Origin of the sequence: Flavobacterium fluviatile (genome assembly GCF_010645065.1) — a bacterium.
GTDB classification, from domain to species: Bacteria; Bacteroidota; Bacteroidia; order Flavobacteriales; family Flavobacteriaceae; genus Flavobacterium; species Flavobacterium fluviatile.
Genome location: NZ_JAADZW010000021.1, coordinates 1 through 21,841, shown reverse-complemented (window position 1 = coordinate 21,841; position 21,841 = coordinate 1). Strand labels below are relative to the sequence as shown.

Below are 21,841 nucleotides of genomic sequence, written 5' to 3'. Positions count from 1 at the left end.
ATTACGGAGATTTAGCCTTACTTTTTCTTGTTGATTTTTTTTTCTCATCTTCATCTAACTTTTCAGAGGCAGAATTTTGTTTCTCTTTGACTTCTTTTCCTTGAGTTTTTCCTTCATCTTCAACCTTCTTTTGTTCTTTACTTTCACGATGATTGATTCTCTGCATATTTCCATCATAAACGTTAAGCGTTTTATATTGAGGATTAGCTTCAACAAAATGTTTTGTCTCAACACCATTGACAACAAATGTCACTGATTGCAGATTTCCCTTTTTTAGAGAGTTCATTAAATCCTCTTTATAGGAAGGAGTTGCCAATTCTTTAATGGAATGCTTAGCAAGACTAGCCTCAAGATCGTAACCGTAATTTTGATGGTAATGATTAATTTTAAAATTACCATTGTCATCAGCTACCTTAAAGTCCATTTTTAGCCAGGCATTGTAATCCTCTCCTTCTTTAGTTTTGAGGTCTTTATTTACAGAACTCCCTTCCATTAAATTATAAGCTTCTTTTAAAGTGATATTACTATCTTTATTAATGTAAAATGTCTGTTGTAATGCCTCTTTTGAATCTTCTTTTTTTAGATTCACATGATAAGAATTAAAAAAAATACATATCGGTCTGGTCTGACTTTTTAAAATTTAATTCAACTGACATAGTATCCTTATTATAGACACCGCTATGTTCGATTTTAAATTCCTTTTGTCCTTTCTGAATACTTTCTCTTAGTACTGTATCGAACGTTTCACCAAAGCCTGTATATTTCAGCTGGTCTTTTAAAAATTCCAAATTTTTCTGATTCATAATATTTAATTTTAATGTTACTACTCACTTAAAGACTATTCAATATTTCCAAATTATTTAGATCATGATTCTTAATATTCAGTTCGATTTGTCTTCCTCCATTTCTCTCAATTAGCTGTATAGTCAGGTATTTTTTCTCCGGAATTGTAAATTTGGATATAGCATATACAACCATTACTTCAGATTTATCATAAACAGTTGATATTTTGGAATTACAGAATATTGGCAGAATTTCAATTTCCTGGGAAGCTGTTCTTTTTGATTTTTTCTGATCGCGTATAAAAAAACGAAACTGATCGATGTCAAAATTTATTTTCGATTTATTTGCAAGGGTTAACCTGAAATACATCACATCCTGATGGATGAATATGCCAGTAAGCTGAAGTTTAATATCGTACTTTGATTTGGTTAGACCGTTTACCTTTTTTTGTTTGGTGAGTGATAAATCAGCATAATGCTCTATTTTCTTCTGATTTTCATTTTCCATGGAAAACAGAATTTCCTGATTAAGTGCTATCGAGTTTTCAGCAATTAAATTTAAATCAGGGCACTGCTCATCATAATTTAAAACAAACCCAAATAACTTTCCATCTGTTGTTACTACAGTGATATTGGTCTGAACAAAATTCTTCTGTGCTGCTTTAACCAGTAGAATGTTTTCAGAACCTTTTGCCTTTTGGATTAAAACTTCCTGACTTCCTTTATCTATGCTCTTAATGGGATAAGGAAAAACGATGCTTGTAGTTTTAGAATATCCTATCTGCATATTTGTGACCCCAGATTCTTTACTAATTACCTGAGCCGATGTATAAAATCCCATCTGAAATAGACAAACTAAAAACCATAACTTATTATTTTTCATTTTTAATGTTTTTATATTATTTAGAATTCTTTTGTTTTTCATCGTAAAGAAGCACCTGATATCCGGCCTTGACAACAACTTTTATAAGCTTAACTTTTTTACTCATAAGACTTTTGGCTGCCTCTACACCCATGCCTGCAGCCTTGGCTCCCCAAGAATCGTTTAAACTGGCTAGTCCCAGAGTCTGGATAGAACGTTCTGCAGATTCCTTGGCAACATCTCTGTTTATTGTTCCAGGGATGTAAATGCCGTTTATTCCATCAATATCATAAACAGAAAGATCAACAGGATAAATAGAACTGCCATATTTGACATTATTTATTTTAACCTCAAGCCTCTCCCCTTTTAACGCTGCAATTCCAAATAAGAAGCTGTTTTTCGGAATCAGTATTCCATTAATAAAAACATCATTGGTTAAACGTAGTTTTATCGTTGAACCATCTACAATGGTTTGTGTTTCATGAATCACAGCCTCAATAGAATTCTGCTGGTTATTCAAAATATCCGTTTCATCTAAAGAATAAAAGGCATTTAGATTAGAAGTGTTTTTTTGTTCGGCAGTAAACTGTCCAAGAGAAGTAATGTTATTTTCTTTGGTTTTTAGATCAACCTTATGGCTGTTCGCTTTTTTACTTTCTAAAGACTGCCTTAATTTCTCCTGCATTCGTTCAGGATGCTGAATATCCAATATATTTTCGAGCATCCCTCCTAACTGTTTTAATTCCGGATCTGGTTCAGGAGTTTCATTCATTGCGGACATTATATTCTCGAGATTCTTAATCTCTGGAGATTCTTCATCTGTTGCTCCGTAATTTTGAAATTCTCTCAAATCTTGATCTTTATCAGTAACAGATACAGGCTTATTTAATGCCTGTTGAAGGACTTTTAATTTCTTATATACTATTTGTTCATTAGCGTCTTGATAGGAAACTGTATTGAGGGAACCAATTTTATTACTTCTGAAGCTTTGATCTCCAAATTTCGATTCTCTAATTTGTAAAGAATCTTCAAGAAATACCTCGTTTGAATAATTTGGGTCTTTTTTTATTTGTTCCAGAAGTTTAATGGAATCCACTGCGGCCTGATCATAATAGCTCATTTTATCAAATGTGCTGTCTTCTTTAAATTTTGGATTTGGCAGATCACTATTAAATCCCTTTTTCTTATCCACTATGATATCTGAAATCGTATTTTTACCTCCTCCAAGACTCCAAAAAAGCATTGTTATAAACGGAAGAGCCAGAATAGGCAGCACCAAAAGCATTTTTCTTTTTTTTAATTCTTTTAATGAAATTGTTTTTTTCTCCATGACATTAATCTTTAACATTTGATTTATAATAATTTTCAATAAAAACAAGACTATCTAAAAGTCCAGGACGAAAAATCTGAATACTGTTATACATTTTTCTTCCTGATGAACTTGAAGCAAGACTGTCTAAATAGAATCTAAATCGTAAGATTCTTTTATATTCCTGAAATGAAACAGAAGCTGTTTTAGCAGTCTTGAATTCCTTATTTACATTAGCTGGCATAGCAATTGGAAGAATATTTATCTTTTGAGAAATTCCTTCGTTAAATCCGTTCCACACAATACAAATACTGATGCTTCCAGTAAAAATGACAAAACCGATTAATAAGAAAATCAGTTTTTCTCTGGATAATCCCGAAGCTAATGCGCTCATCTTTTTTGCCCATTTATCCTGAGCCATCAACCAATATTTATTGCTTATCTGATTTTGTTTTTGTTTTTTAAATAAAGGCTTCATACTTTTTACTTTCGATTCTCTATACTTAAATCTTTATTTTCCAAAGTATTCCAGCGCTCAATTAAAAATCCATGTGGGTTATTATCGCTTCGGGAAACATTTCGCAGAGTGCCTTCTGTATGTAGGCTTCTGTTTACGATGCTGGTGCTTCGAATAATTTTCTGCCTGGCAAAACATTTAAAAGAATATGGATATTCATTGACATCAACCTGAATACTGTCAATACTGATAGTCTGGCTTATATTTCCTGAAATAATTCCCGTGTAATATCCATTCTCTTTTAAGTCATCATAAGTTCGTTTTGCGCTGTCATCTGCCAGATAAAGTGCCTTGGTTATATTTGCTTTTATAACCTTTTCATCCGGATCCAGAGTAAAGAAATAGACATGAAATGTTTTTACATGGTCCCTGGCTTCCACGGGTACATTATCCTTTCGGTCTGAAGAATAGGCTTCCAGAGCTTTTCCATTTGCCAGTATGTAAACTCTGTCCTGCATCGAAACTACGGTTGCAAAACTGCTATACAGCGTGTAGCAGCATATTATGATGCATCCTACGATTATCAGCATGGTAAAGCCTCTAACATACCGAAAGGCAGTATCAATATTTTTCATTTTAGTAAACATCTGGGATATTTTTTAAGATTACTTTGAATTTCCTTTAAGCCTATCGCTCATATAATTTCCTTTTTCCTCAAAATAAGGGGAGTTCCCTGAAGACGAAGACATGCTCTGTGACATTCTGCCTGCTGCATTACCCATCGAATCGAGAACCATTCCGGCTCCTTGTGATGTACTGCTAACGACCATATTGGTTGTATTTCCAAATAGACTGGTAACCTTCTGACCTAAAGCCCCTCCTCCTGCGGCATGAACTATATAATTCGCTACTGAAGGAACGGTAAAGTATCCAACAATCCCGATGATCATAAAAATGAGATAAGCCATATCTGTTCTGCTGAAAAATGTATCACCGTTACTATTTACCTGTGCTATATCCAGCTTAAGCATCAGTTCCTGAATCTTACCAATTAGGCTTCCAAAAATATTGGCTACCGGAAGCCACAGATAAATATTGATATACCGCGCCAGCCATATGGTTAGCGTATGCTGAAATCCATCAAAAACAGCGATTCCGAAAACAAGAGGTCCAAGAACAGATAGCACTACAAGTTGGAATGTCCGAAGCGTATCGATACATAGTGACGCAGCTTCAAAAAGTACTCTTAATACTTCGCTCATCCATTCCTTTACAGAATTCCGAAAATTATACGATGCTTTTTCCTTAGCAAACTTTACATCGTTTCCAATCCCTTCCAGCATGCCTTCACTGCCAGAATCAGCTCCTTCATGTGTGTACTTATACCACTGATCCCGATCTCCGGCTCCGGTAACCCCTACATACATTTTCCATGGATTGGTTTCTTTGATGGCTTTTTCTTTTTCTTTTAAAAGTACTTCAATTGCTTTATTTGAACCTTCCACCATAGCAGCAGTAGCGTTAACAGTTGGTTTCATTATGGCATTGATCATAAAAAGGACTGATGGGAAAATCATAATACAAAAGCCGATAACAAAAGGTCGGAATAATGGATAAAAATCTATGGGTTCTGCATTGGCAATATGCCTCCAGACACGTGAGGCTATATACCAGATTGTTGCAAATCCTGCTATTCCCTGTCCCACCGCAATTAAATTACTGCATAATGGCATCATCTCATCATAAAGCTGTTCCAATATGCCATGCAGGCTTTGGGCATCTGAACTCTGAGCCAAAATCCTAAAAGGCAGCAGAAATGAGGCGATTATGAAAATAACCGTTTTGTTTAATTTAAAAGTGCTCATAACTATTGGTCTTTTAATTCATATAGTCTTTTTGTGGCATCTGTATCTTTACTCTCTTTAGCCCTTTGAAGTGCCAGAATGTTGGATGAAGAATTAAAATTTCGCAGAAACAAAAGTTTTTCCTGCATATCGAAATAAATCTTATCGATTGCCTCCAATCGCTCATCATCAGACATCCTAAGCTTATCTGCAGTAACTATGGTGAGGAGCTCATCAAGGTTTCGAATGCTCTGGTTTAATAAATTGTCATATACATTCTCAAAGTATCTGAGTTCTTTTTCTGTAAAACTATTGCTACCGGCAAAGCGATTAAGTGCAGTTTTACTTTCCCTGACCAAAACAATTTAAAAATTGGCAATATCACCTACCCGTTTATAATTCCTCACAACTGGGCTGACCTGCATTAGCGCATCCAAAAATGTCTTATGAAGTGTGAAGTTCCCTTGAGACATATCTTTAGCAACTTTATAACCACCCGATAAAATTTCGTAGCCCTTTTTCATGTCGCTCAATATTTGTTTGAACTGAGCAAGCTTTTCAATATTGAGTATCAGTTGCTGGATTTCCTGTGACTGGGAGTTTCCTTTGTTTGGAAATAACATTAATATTATAATTGTTAATGGGATTATTATGTTCCTCATCGCTACTCGTTTTAAAGTCCACATAACAAGTGATTCGATTTAACATCACTTTTTTCCTTAGCTCTATTGATCATTAGTATTTTTGATTCATTGCTGAAAGTTCGGCAGAATACAAAATCGTCCATCATCATTTTATAAAGGATATCAATACGCTTTATACGTTCATCATCTTTCATTTCAAACTTACTGTCTGTTGTAACCGTTAATAGCTCATCTAAGGTTCTATTGCAGTTATCAAAGAGCCTGTCAAATGATTTTTCTATATAATCTATTTCATCACCATGAAACAAATCATCCTTTCTAAGTTCCTTAAAAGTATTATTGGAGATTTTGATGATGTTGAGCTGTAGTGAAATAATCCCGGCTACTTTATAGTATTTCTTAATCTTTGGATTAATTTTTCTCAAAGAAGTAAAATAATCACTGTGAAGATTCAATTCTCCTTTTTTAAGATCCCCAATAAAATTGAGACCTTTTTTTACGGTACTATATCCTTTTTGGGCATATTCAATATAAACCTTAAGTGCAGCAATCTGCAGGAGCAGTTCCTTGCGCCATTTTGCCTGGGCCTGCATCTGGTAATTTGCAAGGCAGCATAGCAAAAACAACAAAACAATCTTTTTCATAATAATTGTATTAATTACGGAATTCCGTAAAATTGTTTCACCTTATTTGCATCATTGGAAGTTTTGGCTCTTTGTAGGCTTAGCATCACATTCTGTTTATTAAAAAGAGTCAGATCATCATAATTAGCATCAACCTGATCAGCAGCTTCGTTAATAATTTCAAGTCTTTTAAGATCTGTCATTTGGGTTGTAAAGGAATCCAGAACTAAGAAAATCTGATCTATATTTTTTACGCTTTCTTCCAGAATTCCTGAATATACTTTTTCCATATAATCAAGTTCAGCCGTGGTGAAATGTTTATCCTGCTTAATGAGATTCCACGCCCTTTCGTACTCTTCAATAAGTCTTGTCTGCTTCTTTGTTATATCTTTTATCCGCTGATAATACGTTATAATTGATTTTACCTTCATCAACTCCTCGTAGTAATCTTTATAAAGATCCCGTTGCTTTTTTGTCCATTCTGAAATTTCATCCAGCTTTAGTTTAGACAAAATATTCTCAATTTTCTTTTGTGCGTTTTGAAGCCAGATTGTTTTGTTCTGCAATCGCTGAATCCGAAGATCAATTGCCTTGATTACTTTTTTGGTAACAAACTTCACAATTTCCAAAATTGGAAGAACCGCTTCAGTATTTGCCGGCCTGGCTGGTGTACTAACTAATAGTAAACATATCATAGATGCTATTACTTTTGTTTTTGCTTTCATTATTCCTCTTCATTTAATTCCCGTTTCTCATATCTAAAGCCAATGCTGCTATCCCTTTTTTTATATCGCCGTCAAATTTTTTGGCATAAGCATTAACCTTTACCTTTTCACTTTCTTCGGTTGTGTAAGCTAAATATTCTTCCATCGAAACTTCAGTTCTGTACACCTTTGAAGACATCCCTCCCAGTGAAATAAATACTTCCTTATATTTTTTATCAGGATCATTTGCCCTGTTGACAGAAAGTACCAATGCCTTCTCTTTTTCTGTCAGTCCTAATAACTCCTGAATCTGATCGAATTTGTTTTGATACTTGCTTTGATCAAGGAGAATTTTACAGTCACTATTATTAATAATAGCCTGTTTGACAACTGGGGACGAAATTATATCTTCCACTTCCTGGGTGACAACAATTGCTTCTCCAAAAAACTTCCTTACCGTCTTAAAAAGATACTTGATATATTCGGCCATTCCTTCTTTTGCAATTGCTTTCCAGGCTTCTTCGATCAAAATCATTTTACGGATCCCTTTAAGTTTTCTCATCTTGCTGATAAAAACCTCCATTATGATAATGGTCACCACCGGAAATAGTATTGGATGATCCTTGATATTATCCAGTTCAAAAACAATAAAACGTTCTTTTAAAAGTTCAAGGTTTTCGGTAGCGTTGAGCAGATAATCAAATTCCCCGCCTTTGTAGTAAGGTCTAAGAACGTACAGAAAATTATTGACATCAAAATCTTTCTCCTTCACGTTATCACCTTGTAAAATTGGAACAAAGTCATCCTTCAGAAATTCATAAAAGCTGTTAAAACAGGGAAAAATACCCTGATTAATAGCCATTTTTTCATAATACAACTGCAATGAATTTGACAATGCAACATATTCACTTCGGTTAAATGTTTCGTCATCCTTTTTCCAGAGAGCGAGCAGCAAAGTCTTTATACTTTCCTTCTTTTCTGTATCCAGGCTATCCCCTTCTCCAATGTAAAACGGATTGAAACGTATTGGATTCTTTTCATCATAGGTAAAGTAATATCCCTTTACCATGTCACACAGACCTTTGTAGCTGTGGCCAACATCTACAAGTACGACATGTGTTCCCTGTTCATAATAACTCCTGACCATATGATTGGTAAAAAATGATTTTCCGCTTCCGGAAGGTCCCAATATAAATTTGTTGCGATTGGTACAAATTCCCATTTTAACAGGCTCATCACTGATATCTACATGTACAGGTTTACCAGTAAGCCTATCCCCTAACCGAATTCCCATCGGACTGAGTGAGGATTTGTATCCCGTTTCCATATTTAGAAAACAAACCGCCTGCTCTGTAAACGTGTCAAAAGTATCGTTCATTGGAAAATCTGCTTCATTGCCGGGCATTCCAGCTCAATAAATCTGAGCTGCTCCAACCGTCTCTTGTTTCGCTGCGGAATCCATCTGAGCCAATGCTGAAGAGACCTTATTTTTGATTTCCTTGAGCTCATCTTGGTCGCTTGTCCAGGCCAGTACATTAAAATGGGCTTTGACCGGTAATCTCTGTTGTGAAATAGCCTCATTTAAAAAATCATTTGTGGCATCGCGGGCGATCATATTTTCCCGGCTATAGGCTGATAGCGATTGTAACCGAAGCCTTTTACTCTCCAGCTTCTGAATCGTTTTTTGCACATCTTCAATAAACAGATACTGATTATAAATGTGATTGCAGGATAAAAGCTGTCCGAGTGTAGAGGCAAATCCGATACTGAATTTTGTCTTATCAGTAGAATAACGGTCATAATTGATTCTTGATCCACACAAAGCCGGTAAATCTGCTGCATCACCTAATGTGAATAGTTGACAATGCTTATCCCCGACCTGCAGTCCATTTTCAAATTTCACATTGTTGTACTCAAATGAGTTTTCTTTGTCGGATAAAAAGCAGTACTTCTCGACCAGTCCTATTTTTCGACTTTGGCTTTTGAGTTCATTATTCCCTAGCCTTTGAAGTTTGAGAAAACCACTATCTTCCATAATCCTCTTAAACTGACTTGCACTGTCAATAAAATCCTGAAGCATTTGTGCTTTCAAAGTTTCCTCGGGAACTATAGTACTTCTAATCAAATTAGAAAATAAGGAACCTGAATTTTTTCGTCCTATCGGCTTTTTAGTAAGCATGATATAACATGAATGATTCAAAAAGGGTCTTTCATTGAAAAACCTTTCGCTGCTCCTGGTTAGAAAGCTACTGTCATCACTTGTGAAATCTGCCTGATAACTGCTCTGTAAAAACCAATCCTGTTTATGAAACACGCAGAACTTTGGAAGTATCTTAATGGCCTTTATCCATGATTGATGAAAAGCCTCATATTCCTGATCAGACAGTGTAAAAATCTCAGGAAGCTCAACTTTAAAAACTACTGTTATATCCCCTTGTTTTGATAAAATACAATCATGCTCTACAGCCATAATTGGTAAAACGTCATCCATCCTTTTCTCCATCTTTCTTTCATTTTCATCATTAACGTCTAATAGCTATATCTCTGCGAATATTTTTCTGCTGTACACTTTAATATGTTTTGGAATTTGTTTTTTGGCCAACGCTTTCATCATTCCATATTCTCCATACTGATTACTCATTTTATAAATTTTGAAAACTAATAATGCACCAGAAATCCCAATAAAACCTACACAGAAAATTGAAGGAATTCCAATAATATAAAGAATAGCAAACAAGATCATTAAGCCCACTACTCCCCCACCCAGGTACCAAATATATTGAGCCTTTAAACCTTTAAATTCAATGCTCTGATTGATTCCTTTGTTGATTTGATATACACTGTTGCTCATGTAATTAACTACTATAAACAAAAACTGTTGTTTATTATTAAAATATTAAACAACAGTACTTTGTGACATTTATTAAAACTTATACTTTAATTAAAATAAGGCGTCAAACTCCAAAGAATGATTTGATTACAGTAGCAACCACCACCAAAAAAACACAGCTTCCAAACCAGGCTGCCGCCACTTTTCCCGTATCAGGATCACCGGCATTCCATTTCTGATAAACCTTCACGGCACCAATTAATCCGAGCAAGGCTCCAACAGCATACATGAGTTCTGTGCCGGCATCAAAATAACTCCTGACCTTCTGGTTCGCTTCATTGATTCCGGCTACACCATCTTGTCCATAAACCTTAAATTGATAGACTAGCAACAAAACCAAAATACCGTAAGACAGCACCTTTTTCTTATTTAAATCCTTTAACCTCCAATTACATTTTTTCATCACACATTAATTTTAAAGATTTATTTCATTTGAAAATAAAGCAGAGGAATTTCGCTGTTACAACTCTATTTCCTGTCACATAAAGCCATACCGCACCAGACAGAACAGGGAAGCATTCCTCCACTCTATTTTATTAAATAGTCTCTTCCCACAGTGAATCCACCAGCTCATAAGTTAAAACCAACTGAGGATGTTTTTTACATTCAGAGACTGCTAATTGATTTATCTTTTCACGTAAAGCAGAGATCTTTACATACGGATATTCATTAAGTATAAATATGATATAATTTTGAAATTCATTTTGAGATAAATTTCTTTCTGCACTTTCTTCAATTGCATTTATCAGCTTTTCTGATAATTCTTTGGCATCATCCAAAGTATCAAAAGGTGCTGCAAACTCAGAGAATAAATGGTCTTGTAAAGAATTTGAATTTCCTCTTTTTTTCGAAAAGTCAATCTTTCTTTTCCCGTTTATAAAATCTTTAATTTGGGAAGAATAAAATCTGAATATCAAATAAATATACCAGACTAAAAGCAATATTAAAACTGTAATGGTGTAATCACTCCATGAAATTGTTGATAGCATAATCATCTTCATTAATCGTTAAACTTCATCTACTGTTAAATAAATCATTTGAACTTGTGATTTATTTACAGGTCAAAGAAACGATTAGAATGCATTTTCTACAAGTACAACTTTTTGTTGTACCCTTTTGTACCCCAAAATATTAGGTTATAAATTCAAAGAGGAAAGCGACATAATAAAATAAATCAATATTATATGAAAAGCCTCTTAAAGCAATGATATGCTTTCAGAGGCTGTATTATTAATGGGAAACAAAATATTTTACCTGTTTCTCATGGCTTTTATTAATTTCGAATTGCGTTTATCTGCTCTTGAATTTTGTAAAGACAGAACTGCCCAGATAGCGGCAGGAATCCAGCCGATAAGTGTTATCTGCAAAATTAAACAGATGATACAAGTGAAGATCTTCCCTCTCAAAAGAAAAGAAATACACGGAAAAAATATTGCGATTAATGTCATCATGATATATTGATTTATAATTGAAATTTTGTATTCTAAAATTCGTAAAAATATGAGTTTTGATCTGTTCAAATTTAATACTTAATACTTCCCTACCTAGTAGGACTCAATTTTTTTGATAATCTTCTCCAGAGTCTTAATAGCCACATTCTTGTCAATTTCCTCAGCATTGTAGGATTTGCTTCGAACTGACTGGTACGATAATTCGCTTTTAAAAGCTGTCGACAAATAAGGTACAATGGTTTTAAAAACCAAACTCATTGATCGGGATTTTACTATTCTTGCTTCGTCCGCCGCTCTTAGTATTAATCCAATTTGATCTGCAGATAAATCGCATTGCAGTTTATTTTCCGGGTTATCATTTTTTATCACGGATTTTATATTCGGATTTCCTGTTAATTCCATTTGTCTTTCCAAATAAGCGATCTCATGTTTAAACCAATTATCCAGTACCGTTTTTATGTTTTGCTGACTTGCATCAAAAGTTATTTTTTCATTTAGGTTTAACTGGCTATATTCTTTGAAGTAAAGTAATATTTCCGATAACTTTTGAGAGGGAGTTTCAATTTTATTTAACTGATTAAAGAAACGATTAATTAGAATATGGATATAATCCGGGCTATTGAAGTTCATAGCAATTAACACGGTATCCAATATCGAAAAAATAGTTGCGTTTACTTCCAGATTATCCATCTGCTCCAGGTTTTTTAAAAGAGCTCTTTCATAGACAATCTGTCTAAAAGTAACTTTATAGTTGGTCTTTATAGTGTTTGCGTTTGACAATTTATTAACGATAATTCCTAACGTAATTTTATCTTGTTCTGAATTTAGTTCCATTGATTTTAGTTTCTTAAGCTTAAATTGCAATTCATTTCTGGAAACCGCCAAATAAGTTATTGGCACTCTTTCATCAAGGCTTAAATACATTGAAAATCTGTTTTCAATAAATGACAGCAATTCATCAAGAATTCGGATAATAAGTTCGGCAATTTTAGACAAACCCGGAATCTTGAATTCTTTACTTTTATTGTGCTCCACAATCTTATCAAGAAGAAATATTAAAGTCGAATGATACTTCCTAATCTGCAGACGGATCTGCCTCTTCTTTCTTAATGAAAAAATTTCATTTTTAATGCGAACCTGAATTCTGTTCGATTCTTTCAAAACAGTTTCTGCGATAAGCCTCAGATCAGTTTCTGATAAAATTTTCATATCTGCTTTGCGAGGATTAAAATGCTGCAATATCAACGAATCCAGCCATTCTAAAGGATATTTATTATTCATCATTTTATTGTTTTAATTGTAGTTGATACAGCGAAAACTAACGACTCTTAAACCTCTCGATAGCATTCGAACGATATTCAGATGGAGAAAAGAAAGTGTATTTTTTAAAAAAACTGCTAAAACTTGACAGGGAGTCAAATTCTAATTCTTCTACAATATCCAAAATTGATAATTGGGAATTATCCAGCAGATTTTTGGCTTCTATTATTATTGCTTCTATTATTAAAATTTTAGCTGGTTTTCCTGTAATTGACTTAACAATTTTGCTCAAGTGTGCGGGAGTCACAGATAAAGTTCCTGCATAAAATTTCACGTGGTGCTGTTTTCTGCAATGGATGGACAAAACTGTTAGAAACCCCATTGCAAGACTTTCTCTTCTGGAAAAATTTAATGCTGCCATTGTATCATGTTTGGCATAAATAAACTTCAATTCATATAAGAACAGACTAAAGCTGATGCGTTGCAGGTCGTAATCAAAACGACTTAGTTTATCATCTTTACTCAAAAAATAAATAAGCTTATAAATAAGTGAAAGGACAAGAAATTCCTTTTCATCCAAAGTAATTTTCAATGATTCCTTTATGATGAAAAAATAAAAGGAATCTAACAGCTTCTTGTTTAGGCAATTCTCTATCGCAAACTCTGATGAGAAAGTGATCAAAAAAAATTGTAGTTTATCCTGCACCTCCAGTAAAGTACAGAATGAATTCTTTGGGATGACAATTATGTCACGGGGATACAAATCCTGAACGGCTTCTTGTAACTGAATCTTAAACCTGCCTGCTTTAATTAACAAAATAGATAAATTCTTAACGTTAAAAGATTGATCAGAAGGAGTTTTGACTACATACTTTTTAATAATATGAATATCCAAACCTTCAATTGGCAACCCCTTTAATTCAATATTTAACAGATCTTTCATCATGATCTTTAAGTATAAAGGTGGAAAAGAATAAAAACCGGACTGATATAATTCGTTCTTAAAAGAATTTCTAATTATATAATACAAGAAATAGAGATTTAATAAAGTTGTAATATAGAGCAAGTATGAAATTCTCTAAACAGACTTCACTTTCCTTTCGCCATTTTAAAATAGCCTCCTATTTCATCATAGCTCTTTTTAGCTATGATGAAATAGAGACTGAACAAATTAACCATTAACCATGATTAGAAATAAGATAAAACGGTTCTAAGTTTCATTTGACAATACCTTATTAATAAAAAGTTATTATTGAAGTGTATTAAAAAGTACCGCGAGGGCAATTATGGTAATCTCATCACCATCAAAAAGCGGTTTAGTTGGCTTTGTGGTAATAGCGGTTTCCCAGTCCCTGTCCCTGCGACGTGCCTCGGCATACAATGAATATCTGGAAATAGAAGCAACCTTTAGAATGGTATCTTTTTCATCTTCTTGTAACAGTATATTCTCAATCACGCTTGTTTCATAAGAAATTATAAAACTGCAAACCTCATCATAATCATCTTCTTGCTGTTCAATCAGGTCGGAAACAAATCCATTTAAGTTACTTTTTACTTCTAAACTAAGGGAAGAATTCTCAATGAGTTCAGCAAGTTTAACTTCGGGTTCAGCTAATATTAATGCTATCATTTCAGGGGTAATAGTGATAGCACTTTTACTAAACTTAGTATCTTTCCTTGAATTATTTGAAAGATAAAGCATTTGATCTGTCAATTGCTGTACAGAGTTAGGATATCCATGACTCTTAGTGTATAAATTCAGCTGATTATAATAGTCTATACCTGTTTGTTCATAGGGATTTGCCAGGTTTTGCGCAATTGAGGATTCACTCATCAATGTCGAACTTTGCTTGTTATTTTCTTCAGGCCTTACATCTTCATCAGGCGAACAAGCGAATACTAAAAAAAGGGCTACAATACATAATACAAAATTTTTCATGTTTTAATTTTGAATGTGAATGAGAATCGCTTCTCAGTTCATTTCATCCGGATAAGCAGAACTTTTATTCAGCACCATGCTGAACATTTTGCTATTGAATTCGAAGCAAATCTATTTCTATGCAAACCGTCCTGCAACACAATTTGTATGGATTGCGAGTATTGAAACTATGGAATACACAGAATTCCATAGTTTTAACAATATAAATCATTAAAAACCAATTGTTTATCTTATTTTTGATTTAATCTTTTATAAGATTATCCTCTCAGATAAGAATTTTTTTTTCAGGATCAATCTATCAAAAAAGATTTACCCAAAAAATATTAACCTATGAAACTGCAATTAATTTTTGTTATGTGCTTATGCGTTCCTTACTTTGGAATTCCGCAAAAAAATACTTTTAAAGTTCCAGATTCTTTAGCAAAGAAAAATTACACCTATTTAGATGATAAAATTTATGAATTTAGGGACGACAATAAAATGGCAGCCATTTACCTGCTTGCCTATCTCCATAAATCTAAAAATGAAAAAAACTGGAAAGAAGTTGTACATGCTTACCAGAATTTTTTACATCAATCTCCTGAAAAATTAAAATTGGTATATGCAGACAGCATGATTTATGCAGCCAAAAAGTCAAATGATAATGGACTTATTGGGTCAGCATATCTATCGAAAGGAATTGCTTTTTATGGACGTAAACAATATGACCTCGCGTCTGACAACTATAGTATTGCAAACAATTACATATCTAAATCCGGTGATAAATATCTCATCTATAAAGTAAAACATCAGATGGCCCCAAATCAAATTTTACCTTGGTTTTTATGATGAGGCAACTTCATTATTTCGTGACTGTTTAGATTATTTTAAAAATGAAAATCCCAGAGCATATATAAATACACTTCACTCTTTAGGCCTTTGTTACAATAGAACCGGTAACTACGAGTTGTGCTCAAAAACGAACATCAGGGGACTTTCAGAATGCAAAAGACTAAAAATTCCAGAAATGGAACCTTATTTTATAAACTCGGATGGTATAAATGATTTCTTTAAGCAAAAATATAGCCTATCCATATCAAAAATTAAACAATCACTGGATAGTATCCGAAAAAGCAAGAATTTTGCAATTGAATCGATCAGCCACTTTTATATAGGAAAAAGTTATTGGGCCATGAAAAAGATTAATTTGGCACTTCCGTATTTTGTAAAAGTTGATCAGACCTTTAACAATAAAAATTATTTACGCCCCGATCTCAGGGAGATGTATGAGCTTTTAATAAAATATTATAAAGATAAAAATGATTATAAAACACAATTGTATTATATTAATCAGCTTCTTAAAGTAGATGCCGTACTGGATGACACTTACAAATATTTGATAGGAATACACAAAGAATACAGCACAGAAAAACTTCTTGCTGAAAAAGAAAAAATAGATAACAAAACTCTTAGACAGAAATATTATACAATCATTATGATAAGTATAAGTTCAATTATCCTTATCGTTGCAACTTGGTTTGCATATCGCTATACCAAAAACAGAAATCGTTACAAAAACAACTACAAGAAGCAAAAAGCTCAGTTCGTAAATGCTAAAAATACCCCAACTGCTATACCTGAAAAACCACAAATTCTTAATATCAACCCCGATACAGTTTCAGCTGTTTTAAAACAGCTTGAAAAATTTGAAAAAGATAAAAAATTTCTTGAAAGGGACTGGACTTTAGTAACACTTGCGGCTGCCTTAAAGTCAAATCCAAAGTATTTATCCAGCATCATAAGTCATTACAGAGAGAAGGGCTTTACAGATTATATAAATGAAATTTGCATTGATTACATCACTACACTTCTTTATACTGAAAGAAAATTTAGCAATTACACATATACTGCTTTGGCAGAAGAAGCAGGTTTTAGCAGCACGCAGAGGTTCACCAATGCTTTTTTAGCAAAGACCGGAATGCCGCCTAGTTTTTTCATCAGGCAGATCCGAAAAGAACAACTTTGATTATTTTTTGAAAAGTGTTTTCAATATTTGCGATAAACATTTACATTTGGATGGTAATTTTAAAATAGCAATAACCATGAAAGATCTAATCGCAAAAATCAACGCTGAAATCGAAACATTTAAACAGAAGCTGAATCACTATCCGAAAAAGGTGTGAAAGCAGCAGGAGCAAGAGCCCGTAAATCTTCTTTAGAAATTGAAAAACTTTTAAAGGAGTTTAGAAAAGTTTCTATTGCGGAATCAAAAAAATAGCCAGATCTTATAGGAAAGCGAAAGCTGTTTAAATTGAGAAGTATCTTTTTTTAATAGCCAATATAATAAATGCAAAATGCGGTGATACTATTAAGGTATTGCCGCATTTTTTATTATTGATAAAACAATACAAAAATTGACATCATATAATAAGAGTAAATAAAGTATGAAGATATAATTGATAATAAAAGAATACTTGAAATACTAGCTGCTATTCCTACTTAAAATGATATTACTAATGAAACTAAATACACATAATGTATGTTATTATGAACATAAATGCTATTTTTGTACATAATAATAAACATAAATAAAATGAGTAGCAAAAAACAAACCATTTTTCCTAAGCACCAACTGATATTAGAACAGATGGGAGAAAATATAAAATTAGCAAGGAAAAGAAGAAAACTAACTGCTGTTCAATTAGCAGAAAGAGCAGATATTGTTAGGACTACTTTATATCAAATAGAAAAAGGTAACCCTGGTGTTGCTATTGGTGCTTATTTTAATGTACTTCGAGTATTAGGACTTCAGGATGATTTTCTTAAACTAGCTTCAGATGATGAATTAGGAAGAAAACTACAGGATCTTGAACTGCTGAAATAATTTCATTGCAGGAACCAAGCACCCTAAGCAAAGAAAACACATCGTTAGCCAATCTCCTGAAACCATCAAATAATTTAAATGATCCAAAATGTCCACTAATAAAACCAACATATACGTTTACGCACATTGGAAAGGAATGCCCGAACCAAAAATAATTGGTGTCTTGTCCGCACAACAAGCCAAAGGTAAAAAAGCATTCAGCTTTGAATACGATACGAGTTGGCTCAAATCTGAACAAAAATTTATACTTGATCCTGATATTCAATTGTACGGCGGTCCACAATACCCAAACCAAAAAGAAAACTTTGGTATTTTTCTCGACAGTATGCCCGACACTTGGGGAAAAACATTAATGAAACGCAGAGAAGCCCAGGTAGCAAGAGAAAATAATGAAAAACCTAAAACACTCTACGATATTGATTTTCTTTTAGGAGTGTACGATGAAAGTCGAATGGGAGCACTGCGTTTTAAGATAAAGCCCGAAGAAGATTTTCTGGACAATAATAAAACAGCTTCTACCCCGCCCTGGTCATCGATTCGTGAGCTGCAAAATGCGGCAGCCAATTTTGAAAATGACGATGATAGTGATGAGACAAAAAAATGGTTGTCCGTTTTAATGGCTCCTGGTTCCTCATTGGGGGGAGCAAGGCCAAAAGCCAATGTTTTAGACACAGATAAAAGTCTTTGGATTGCTAAATTTCCTTCTAAAACTGATACGACAGATAAAGCTGCATGGGAATTTCTGGCTTATCAACTGGCAATAAATGCCGGAATAGAAATGGCACCATGCCGAATAGAAAAAATAATGGGCAATTATAATACCTTTTTCACAAAACGATTTGACCGTGAAAACGGAGAAAGAATCCATTTTGCTTCTGCCATGACAATGACGGCTAATAATGAAGATACGATTCGTGACAATCACGCAAGTTATTTGGACATCGCTGAATTTATTAGCAACTACGGTGCAAACATCGAAGCAAATTTACACCAATTATGGCGCAGAATAATATTCAATATTGCTATTTCCAATACAGACGACCATTTAAGAAACCACGGTTTCATATTAACCAAAGAAGGCTGGATACTATCACCGGCATACGATCTTAATCCCTCTATTGACAAAGACGGTTTGGCTTTAAACATAGATACTGATAATAACGCCCTTGATTTTGAATTAGCAAAAAGCGTTGGCGAATATTTCCGTTTAAATAAGCAACAAATGGAAGCTATTATGGAAGAAGTTCTTAAGGCAACAAGCGCTTGGAAAACTATTGCTAAAGAAATAGGAATTTCAAGAGCTGAACAGGAATTAATGAATAATGCATTTCGCTTTTAAACTTCCTTAAAATGCAATAACAGTTCGCAGATCACATTGTTTGTCTTATTTATAAATTAGTCAGAATCTTATGTGATTGTTGGTAATCGTTGCAAACGAGCGCCAGTTGTATTACAAACCACCAAAAGAATCTTTAAATTCCTCTACCCTACTTAACAAAGGTAAATTGCATAAACAATTATTTAAAGACGGAGACTTTAAAAGGGTTTGACTTTAAAAGAACTTTAAAAAATTGCACGTCGGAAAAATTTGGATAGCGTTAAAATGGAACACTTCGAATAGCTGTTGATTAATTAAATCTGCGAAGTTCCATTAGAAATTTGGCCATTTTAATTAAGTCTTCTCTTTGTTCTTGAGTAATTCCTTCTGGATCAAAGTGCATAACATCATTTCTAATCTGACGAATTTTATCTAACTGCTTGATAAAATGTGAGCGTTCAATTGCGAGATTTAGTTTATCCCAATTTTCTTGTTTACCAACAATTTGAATATAATCTCCGAAGTTAAGGTCGTCAATAAATTCAATATCTCTTTCGACTTCTCCAATTTTGCAAAGTTCTTTCAAATCTGCTACAAGGAATTTCTTATTCAAAATTTGTCTAATGTGATTTTCAATTTGCTCAAGTAAAATGAATGGCTCAGTAACTGATAAAAATTGAAAACTTATATCGGCAATAGTGACGATACCTGTAATTGTTTTATCACTCTTATAAACTAAAACAAATTCCTTTTCAATTATAGTTGAAATTGCCTCTAGTAATGGTGTTTCATAGCTTACTAATGCTACATCATTATTTATGTAGTCTTTTACGTCTTTAGACTGACACCCATTAGCTACGGCATATCCAATAGTTTCCCAGCTAACATATCCAATAACATTTCTAGGACTATTCAAAACAGGTAATTGGGAATAACTATGCATCATCATTAATGTAATAGCCTCTTTTAATGAAGAATCACGATTGATTGAAATTGGTTCTCGGTTTGATGAAGGAAGTAATTTTATCCTTTGAATTGGGTCAACATCATTTTTTGTGGTCGCTTTCTTTTTATGCTTTAAGACTATATTGCCATCCATCCAACCATTTACAAAATTGGGAGAAGTTTCTAATTGATTATCATTTAGAAATCTATTTATGTAAGCAATGTTTCCGGAAGTTCTTTTTTCACAGCCGAAAAAATACAAAAGTTCTCTGGGAGTAATTTCGAATTCTTTTTCGTTTTCCTTGATTTCTTTAACAAGTTCAAGAAATTCATCTTTAGGCATATATTTGTTGTTTGATTAAAAATCTATGATAACACTCAATTTAATTGTTTGTATAAAGATGGTAGTTAAATACTAATTATTGAATTAGCTACTCTCTTTTCACCACCAATATTCGTAGTGTAAAACCTCTGCTCAATTCCCCATAAAACAAATTTCAAATCATCATCGCTTTCAATTTTAAATTTACCATCTTGGAATGTTACTTGCGCATATTCATTCGTATAATCATAGATCGCTAGTTTTTCATCATTGGATAAATTATTTAATGTTTCATTTACTAAAGCTATGCGTTTTCTATTTGGAACTGTAACATTTTTAGCAACGAAGGCAACATTTACATCTAGAAAGTCATTATCCAAGAATGTTTGAGTCTCACCCTCTGTCGCTTCTTTATATAATTGATCCATTCCCTTAAATATTTTTTGAGCGGCTGGTAATTTTTTAAAATATAATATATCACTATTTTTGTCATATATAGCATCCGCAAAAGGATTTATAGTAATAATTGGTTTTTCAGTTTCTAAAGTCAATTCCTCAATTGAGAACCATTTTTTACTAATAAAAAAACTTGAATTTATAATTTGGAAAAAATAAAGGTTGGCTTGTACGGTACAGATGAAGGACAGCTTCTTTAAATCTGCTTTTGATATTTGATCTTGATTAACTGTGTCTAACTCATGCCTAAGAAAATCTAAAATATACTCTGAGTTAGAAAAACTTTTAAGTTGATACAGCTCTTCATTCTCTATTAGAGTTGCTGGATTATAATCAACACCGTTCAAAACTAAATGGGCAGTATTGTAAACTTCAGTTTCTGTTTCAATAATACGAACATGCTCTGTTTTCTTTTAACCTTTCCAAAAATGTAATTTGCCATATGAAATTAATTAGAGTTCGATAAATGTATAGTTATTAATTCTTCTTAGTTTTTCAAAACTATTTTCTCCGGGTGTTTTCAAATGCTTTCTTGTAATTAAGAAAATTTTGACGTTTCGAGAAGTTTTAATAAAATAGAAATGATAACCAAAAAGCAAAAAAATAGGATTAAAATAAAGTGTTTGAGAGAGAAATGTAAAAATGTATATAATTGCGAAAACTACAATCAAAGTAGGAATATCTTCTATTCCCAGAGATACAAAAAAATACCCTAAATATGTTGGTAGAAAATTATTATTTGCTAATTCAATTTCATTAACCGAGTTAGCATTTAATATATCCTTGGGTAAAGTAATTGCAATTAGAAAACTTAAGGCCGTTAAGATAATTGGAATAACTGTAAAAATGGCCCACGAATAATAAATGGAGTATTCGTCTAAAAAATCAAACTTAAATTTTTCTTTAACTAAAAAAACGACAACTATTAGCCAAGTTGAATTAAAAGCTAAAAATAATTGATATAATATCTTCATAGTTTTTGTTTGATAATTTTGCATCTTTTAAAGACTATAAAAATTACTTTTATAAATCTCTGTAAAATAAGTTTATAAAAACATAAAAAAAACAGGTATAAATACCTGTTTTCAAAATTTCGGTAGTGTCTCACTAACTGTGTAAGTTGAAAAGTTATTCTGAAAAATATTTGAGCTCTTTTAAAAAGCTCAAAAAAT

At 33.1% G+C, this 21,841-nt stretch carries 23 protein-coding genes and 3 pseudogenes; 5 read left to right on the top strand and 21 right to left on the bottom strand.

What is annotated here, in order from left to right; translation table 11 throughout:
* Window position 1 precedes the first annotated feature (1 nt).
* The 18 genes and pseudogenes from GXM17_RS17415 to GXM17_RS17340 form a co-directional block, all read right to left on the bottom strand.
* Window positions 2–589, bottom strand: coding sequence for a hypothetical protein (locus GXM17_RS17415; RefSeq protein WP_244307434.1), 588 nt, complete (start codon window positions 587–589; stop codon window positions 2–4).
* Window positions 590–599: 10 nt separating this feature from the next.
* The gene (locus GXM17_RS21835) at window positions 600–803 is read right to left on the bottom strand and encodes a hypothetical protein (RefSeq protein WP_244307433.1); all 204 of its coding nucleotides are present in this window, start codon (window positions 801–803) and stop codon (window positions 600–602) included.
* A gap of 28 nt (window positions 804–831) precedes the next feature.
* Window positions 832–1,665 (bottom strand): conjugative transposon protein TraN, encoded by an 834-nt coding sequence (gene traN / locus GXM17_RS17410; RefSeq protein ID WP_163400669.1) that lies wholly within the window; start codon window positions 1,663–1,665, stop codon window positions 832–834.
* A 16-nt stretch (window positions 1,666–1,681) separates the two neighbouring features.
* On the bottom strand, window positions 1,682–2,974 hold the full coding sequence (traM, locus tag GXM17_RS17405) for a conjugative transposon protein TraM (RefSeq protein WP_163400667.1): 1,293 nt from the start codon (window positions 2,972–2,974) through the stop codon (window positions 1,682–1,684).
* A 4-nt stretch (window positions 2,975–2,978) separates the two neighbouring features.
* Window positions 2,979–3,431, bottom strand: coding sequence for a hypothetical protein (locus tag GXM17_RS17400; RefSeq protein WP_163400665.1), 453 nt, complete (start codon window positions 3,429–3,431; stop codon window positions 2,979–2,981).
* Between the two features lie 5 nt (window positions 3,432–3,436).
* Window positions 3,437–4,045 carry a conjugative transposon protein TraK gene (traK, locus tag GXM17_RS17395; protein ID WP_244307432.1) on the bottom strand — a complete coding sequence of 203 codons (609 nt, stop codon included), beginning with the start codon at window positions 4,043–4,045 and terminating at the stop codon, window positions 3,437–3,439.
* A 30-nt stretch (window positions 4,046–4,075) separates the two neighbouring features.
* Complete coding sequence (gene traJ, locus GXM17_RS17390) at window positions 4,076–5,275, bottom strand: conjugative transposon protein TraJ (protein ID WP_163400661.1); 1,200 nt, start codon at window positions 5,273–5,275, stop codon at window positions 4,076–4,078.
* 2 nt (window positions 5,276–5,277) lie between these two features.
* A pseudogene (locus GXM17_RS22035) lies at window positions 5,278–5,916 on the bottom strand (TerB family tellurite resistance protein).
* Between the two features lie 11 nt (window positions 5,917–5,927).
* Window positions 5,928–6,542: a hypothetical protein gene (locus GXM17_RS17380; RefSeq protein WP_163400660.1), complete on the bottom strand. Its 615-nt coding sequence runs from the start codon at window positions 6,540–6,542 to the stop codon at window positions 5,928–5,930.
* A gap of 14 nt (window positions 6,543–6,556) precedes the next feature.
* Window positions 6,557–7,246 carry a conjugal transfer protein TraI gene (locus tag GXM17_RS17375; RefSeq protein WP_163400658.1) on the bottom strand — a complete coding sequence of 230 codons (690 nt, stop codon included), beginning with the start codon at window positions 7,244–7,246 and terminating at the stop codon, window positions 6,557–6,559.
* A 13-nt stretch (window positions 7,247–7,259) separates the two neighbouring features.
* Window positions 7,260–9,728 (bottom strand): annotated as a pseudogene (locus GXM17_RS17370) (TraG family conjugative transposon ATPase).
* Between the two features lie 33 nt (window positions 9,729–9,761).
* Window positions 9,762–10,076, bottom strand: coding sequence for a DUF4133 domain-containing protein (locus GXM17_RS17365; protein ID WP_163400656.1), 315 nt, complete (start codon window positions 10,074–10,076; stop codon window positions 9,762–9,764).
* A gap of 103 nt (window positions 10,077–10,179) precedes the next feature.
* The gene (locus GXM17_RS17360) at window positions 10,180–10,518 is read right to left on the bottom strand and encodes a DUF4134 domain-containing protein (protein ID WP_163400654.1); all 339 of its coding nucleotides are present in this window, start codon (window positions 10,516–10,518) and stop codon (window positions 10,180–10,182) included.
* A 133-nt stretch (window positions 10,519–10,651) separates the two neighbouring features.
* Window positions 10,652–11,104, bottom strand: coding sequence for a hypothetical protein (locus GXM17_RS17355; protein ID WP_163400653.1), 453 nt, complete (start codon window positions 11,102–11,104; stop codon window positions 10,652–10,654).
* Window positions 11,105–11,365: 261 nt separating this feature from the next.
* Window positions 11,366–11,563, bottom strand: a complete 198-nt coding sequence (locus GXM17_RS21955; RefSeq protein WP_167522128.1) for a YqaE/Pmp3 family membrane protein — start codon at window positions 11,561–11,563, stop codon at window positions 11,366–11,368.
* Window positions 11,564–11,659: 96 nt separating this feature from the next.
* Window positions 11,660–12,850, bottom strand: coding sequence for a hypothetical protein (locus GXM17_RS17350; protein ID WP_163400651.1), 1,191 nt, complete (start codon window positions 12,848–12,850; stop codon window positions 11,660–11,662).
* A 34-nt stretch (window positions 12,851–12,884) separates the two neighbouring features.
* On the bottom strand, window positions 12,885–13,772 hold the full coding sequence (locus GXM17_RS17345) for a helix-turn-helix domain-containing protein (protein ID WP_163400649.1): 888 nt from the start codon (window positions 13,770–13,772) through the stop codon (window positions 12,885–12,887).
* A gap of 303 nt (window positions 13,773–14,075) precedes the next feature.
* Window positions 14,076–14,765 carry a hypothetical protein gene (locus GXM17_RS17340; protein WP_163400647.1) on the bottom strand — a complete coding sequence of 230 codons (690 nt, stop codon included), beginning with the start codon at window positions 14,763–14,765 and terminating at the stop codon, window positions 14,076–14,078.
* A 330-nt stretch (window positions 14,766–15,095) separates the two neighbouring features.
* On the opposite strand from GXM17_RS17340, the gene GXM17_RS17335 reads away from it, so the two are divergent.
* The 5 genes and pseudogenes from GXM17_RS17335 (at window position 15,096) to GXM17_RS17315 (ending at window position 18,967) form a co-directional block, all read left to right on the top strand.
* Complete coding sequence (locus tag GXM17_RS17335; protein ID WP_163400645.1) at window positions 15,096–15,593, top strand: hypothetical protein; 498 nt, start codon at window positions 15,096–15,098, stop codon at window positions 15,591–15,593.
* 343 nt (window positions 15,594–15,936) lie between these two features.
* Window positions 15,937–16,770: a helix-turn-helix domain-containing protein gene (locus tag GXM17_RS17330; RefSeq protein WP_163400639.1), complete on the top strand. Its 834-nt coding sequence runs from the start codon at window positions 15,937–15,939 to the stop codon at window positions 16,768–16,770.
* 76 nt (window positions 16,771–16,846) lie between these two features.
* Window positions 16,847–17,022 (top strand): annotated as a pseudogene (locus GXM17_RS17325) (histone H1).
* A 315-nt stretch (window positions 17,023–17,337) separates the two neighbouring features.
* A complete protein-coding gene (locus GXM17_RS17320) occupies window positions 17,338–17,628 on the top strand; it encodes a helix-turn-helix domain-containing protein (protein WP_163400637.1) in 291 nt (96 codons plus the stop codon).
* Window positions 17,629–17,716: 88 nt separating this feature from the next.
* Complete coding sequence (locus tag GXM17_RS17315) at window positions 17,717–18,967, top strand: type II toxin-antitoxin system HipA family toxin (RefSeq protein WP_163400635.1); 1,251 nt, start codon at window positions 17,717–17,719, stop codon at window positions 18,965–18,967.
* 289 nt (window positions 18,968–19,256) lie between these two features.
* Here the strand turns inward: GXM17_RS17315 and GXM17_RS17310 are convergent, their stop codons facing one another.
* From GXM17_RS17310 to GXM17_RS17300, 3 genes are all read right to left on the bottom strand, one after another.
* Complete coding sequence (locus GXM17_RS17310) at window positions 19,257–20,234, bottom strand: CBS domain-containing protein (protein ID WP_163400634.1); 978 nt, start codon at window positions 20,232–20,234, stop codon at window positions 19,257–19,259.
* A gap of 65 nt (window positions 20,235–20,299) precedes the next feature.
* Window positions 20,300–21,016 (bottom strand): hypothetical protein, encoded by a 717-nt coding sequence (locus GXM17_RS17305; protein WP_163400633.1) that lies wholly within the window; start codon window positions 21,014–21,016, stop codon window positions 20,300–20,302.
* A gap of 105 nt (window positions 21,017–21,121) precedes the next feature.
* Entirely contained in the window at window positions 21,122–21,667 is a 546-nt protein-coding gene (locus GXM17_RS17300; protein WP_244307429.1) for a hypothetical protein, read from the bottom strand.
* Window positions 21,668–21,841 lie beyond the last annotated feature (174 nt).

Excerpts from the sequence above, each read along its gene's own strand:
- GXM17_RS21835 (WP_244307433.1), bottom strand. The coding sequence starts at position 803 with ATGAATCAGAAAAATTTGGAATTTTTAAAAGACCAGCTGAAATATACA.
- traN (WP_163400669.1), bottom strand. The coding sequence starts at position 1,665 with ATGAAAAATAATAAGTTATGGTTTTTAGTTTGTCTATTTCAGATGGGA.
- traM (WP_163400667.1), bottom strand. The coding sequence starts at position 2,974 with ATGGAGAAAAAAACAATTTCATTAAAAGAATTAAAAAAAAGAAAAATG.
- GXM17_RS17400 (WP_163400665.1), bottom strand. The coding sequence starts at position 3,431 with ATGAAGCCTTTATTTAAAAAACAAAAACAAAATCAGATAAGCAATAAA.
- traK (WP_244307432.1), bottom strand. The coding sequence starts at position 4,045 with ATGAAAAATATTGATACTGCCTTTCGGTATGTTAGAGGCTTTACCATG.
- traJ (WP_163400661.1), bottom strand. The coding sequence starts at position 5,275 with ATGAGCACTTTTAAATTAAACAAAACGGTTATTTTCATAATCGCCTCA.
- GXM17_RS17380 (WP_163400660.1), bottom strand. The coding sequence starts at position 6,542 with ATGAAAAAGATTGTTTTGTTGTTTTTGCTATGCTGCCTTGCAAATTAC.
- GXM17_RS17375 (WP_163400658.1), bottom strand. The coding sequence starts at position 7,246 with ATGAAAGCAAAAACAAAAGTAATAGCATCTATGATATGTTTACTATTA.
- GXM17_RS17365 (WP_163400656.1), bottom strand. The coding sequence starts at position 10,076 with ATGAGCAACAGTGTATATCAAATCAACAAAGGAATCAATCAGAGCATT.
- GXM17_RS17360 (WP_163400654.1), bottom strand. The coding sequence starts at position 10,518 with ATGAAAAAATGTAATTGGAGGTTAAAGGATTTAAATAAGAAAAAGGTG.
- GXM17_RS17355 (WP_163400653.1), bottom strand. The coding sequence starts at position 11,104 with ATGCTATCAACAATTTCATGGAGTGATTACACCATTACAGTTTTAATA.
- GXM17_RS21955 (WP_167522128.1), bottom strand. The coding sequence starts at position 11,563 with ATGACATTAATCGCAATATTTTTTCCGTGTATTTCTTTTCTTTTGAGA.
- GXM17_RS17350 (WP_163400651.1), bottom strand. The coding sequence starts at position 12,850 with ATGATGAATAATAAATATCCTTTAGAATGGCTGGATTCGTTGATATTG.
- GXM17_RS17345 (WP_163400649.1), bottom strand. The coding sequence starts at position 13,772 with ATGATGAAAGATCTGTTAAATATTGAATTAAAGGGGTTGCCAATTGAA.
- GXM17_RS17340 (WP_163400647.1), bottom strand. The coding sequence starts at position 14,765 with ATGAAAAATTTTGTATTATGTATTGTAGCCCTTTTTTTAGTATTCGCT.
- GXM17_RS17335 (WP_163400645.1), top strand. The coding sequence starts at position 15,096 with ATGAAACTGCAATTAATTTTTGTTATGTGCTTATGCGTTCCTTACTTT.
- GXM17_RS17330 (WP_163400639.1), top strand. The coding sequence starts at position 15,937 with ATGAAAAAGATTAATTTGGCACTTCCGTATTTTGTAAAAGTTGATCAG.
- GXM17_RS17320 (WP_163400637.1), top strand. The coding sequence starts at position 17,338 with ATGAGTAGCAAAAAACAAACCATTTTTCCTAAGCACCAACTGATATTA.
- GXM17_RS17315 (WP_163400635.1), top strand. The coding sequence starts at position 17,717 with ATGTCCACTAATAAAACCAACATATACGTTTACGCACATTGGAAAGGA.
- GXM17_RS17310 (WP_163400634.1), bottom strand. The coding sequence starts at position 20,234 with ATGCCTAAAGATGAATTTCTTGAACTTGTTAAAGAAATCAAGGAAAAC.
- GXM17_RS17300 (WP_244307429.1), bottom strand. The coding sequence starts at position 21,667 with ATGCAAAATTATCAAACAAAAACTATGAAGATATTATATCAATTATTT.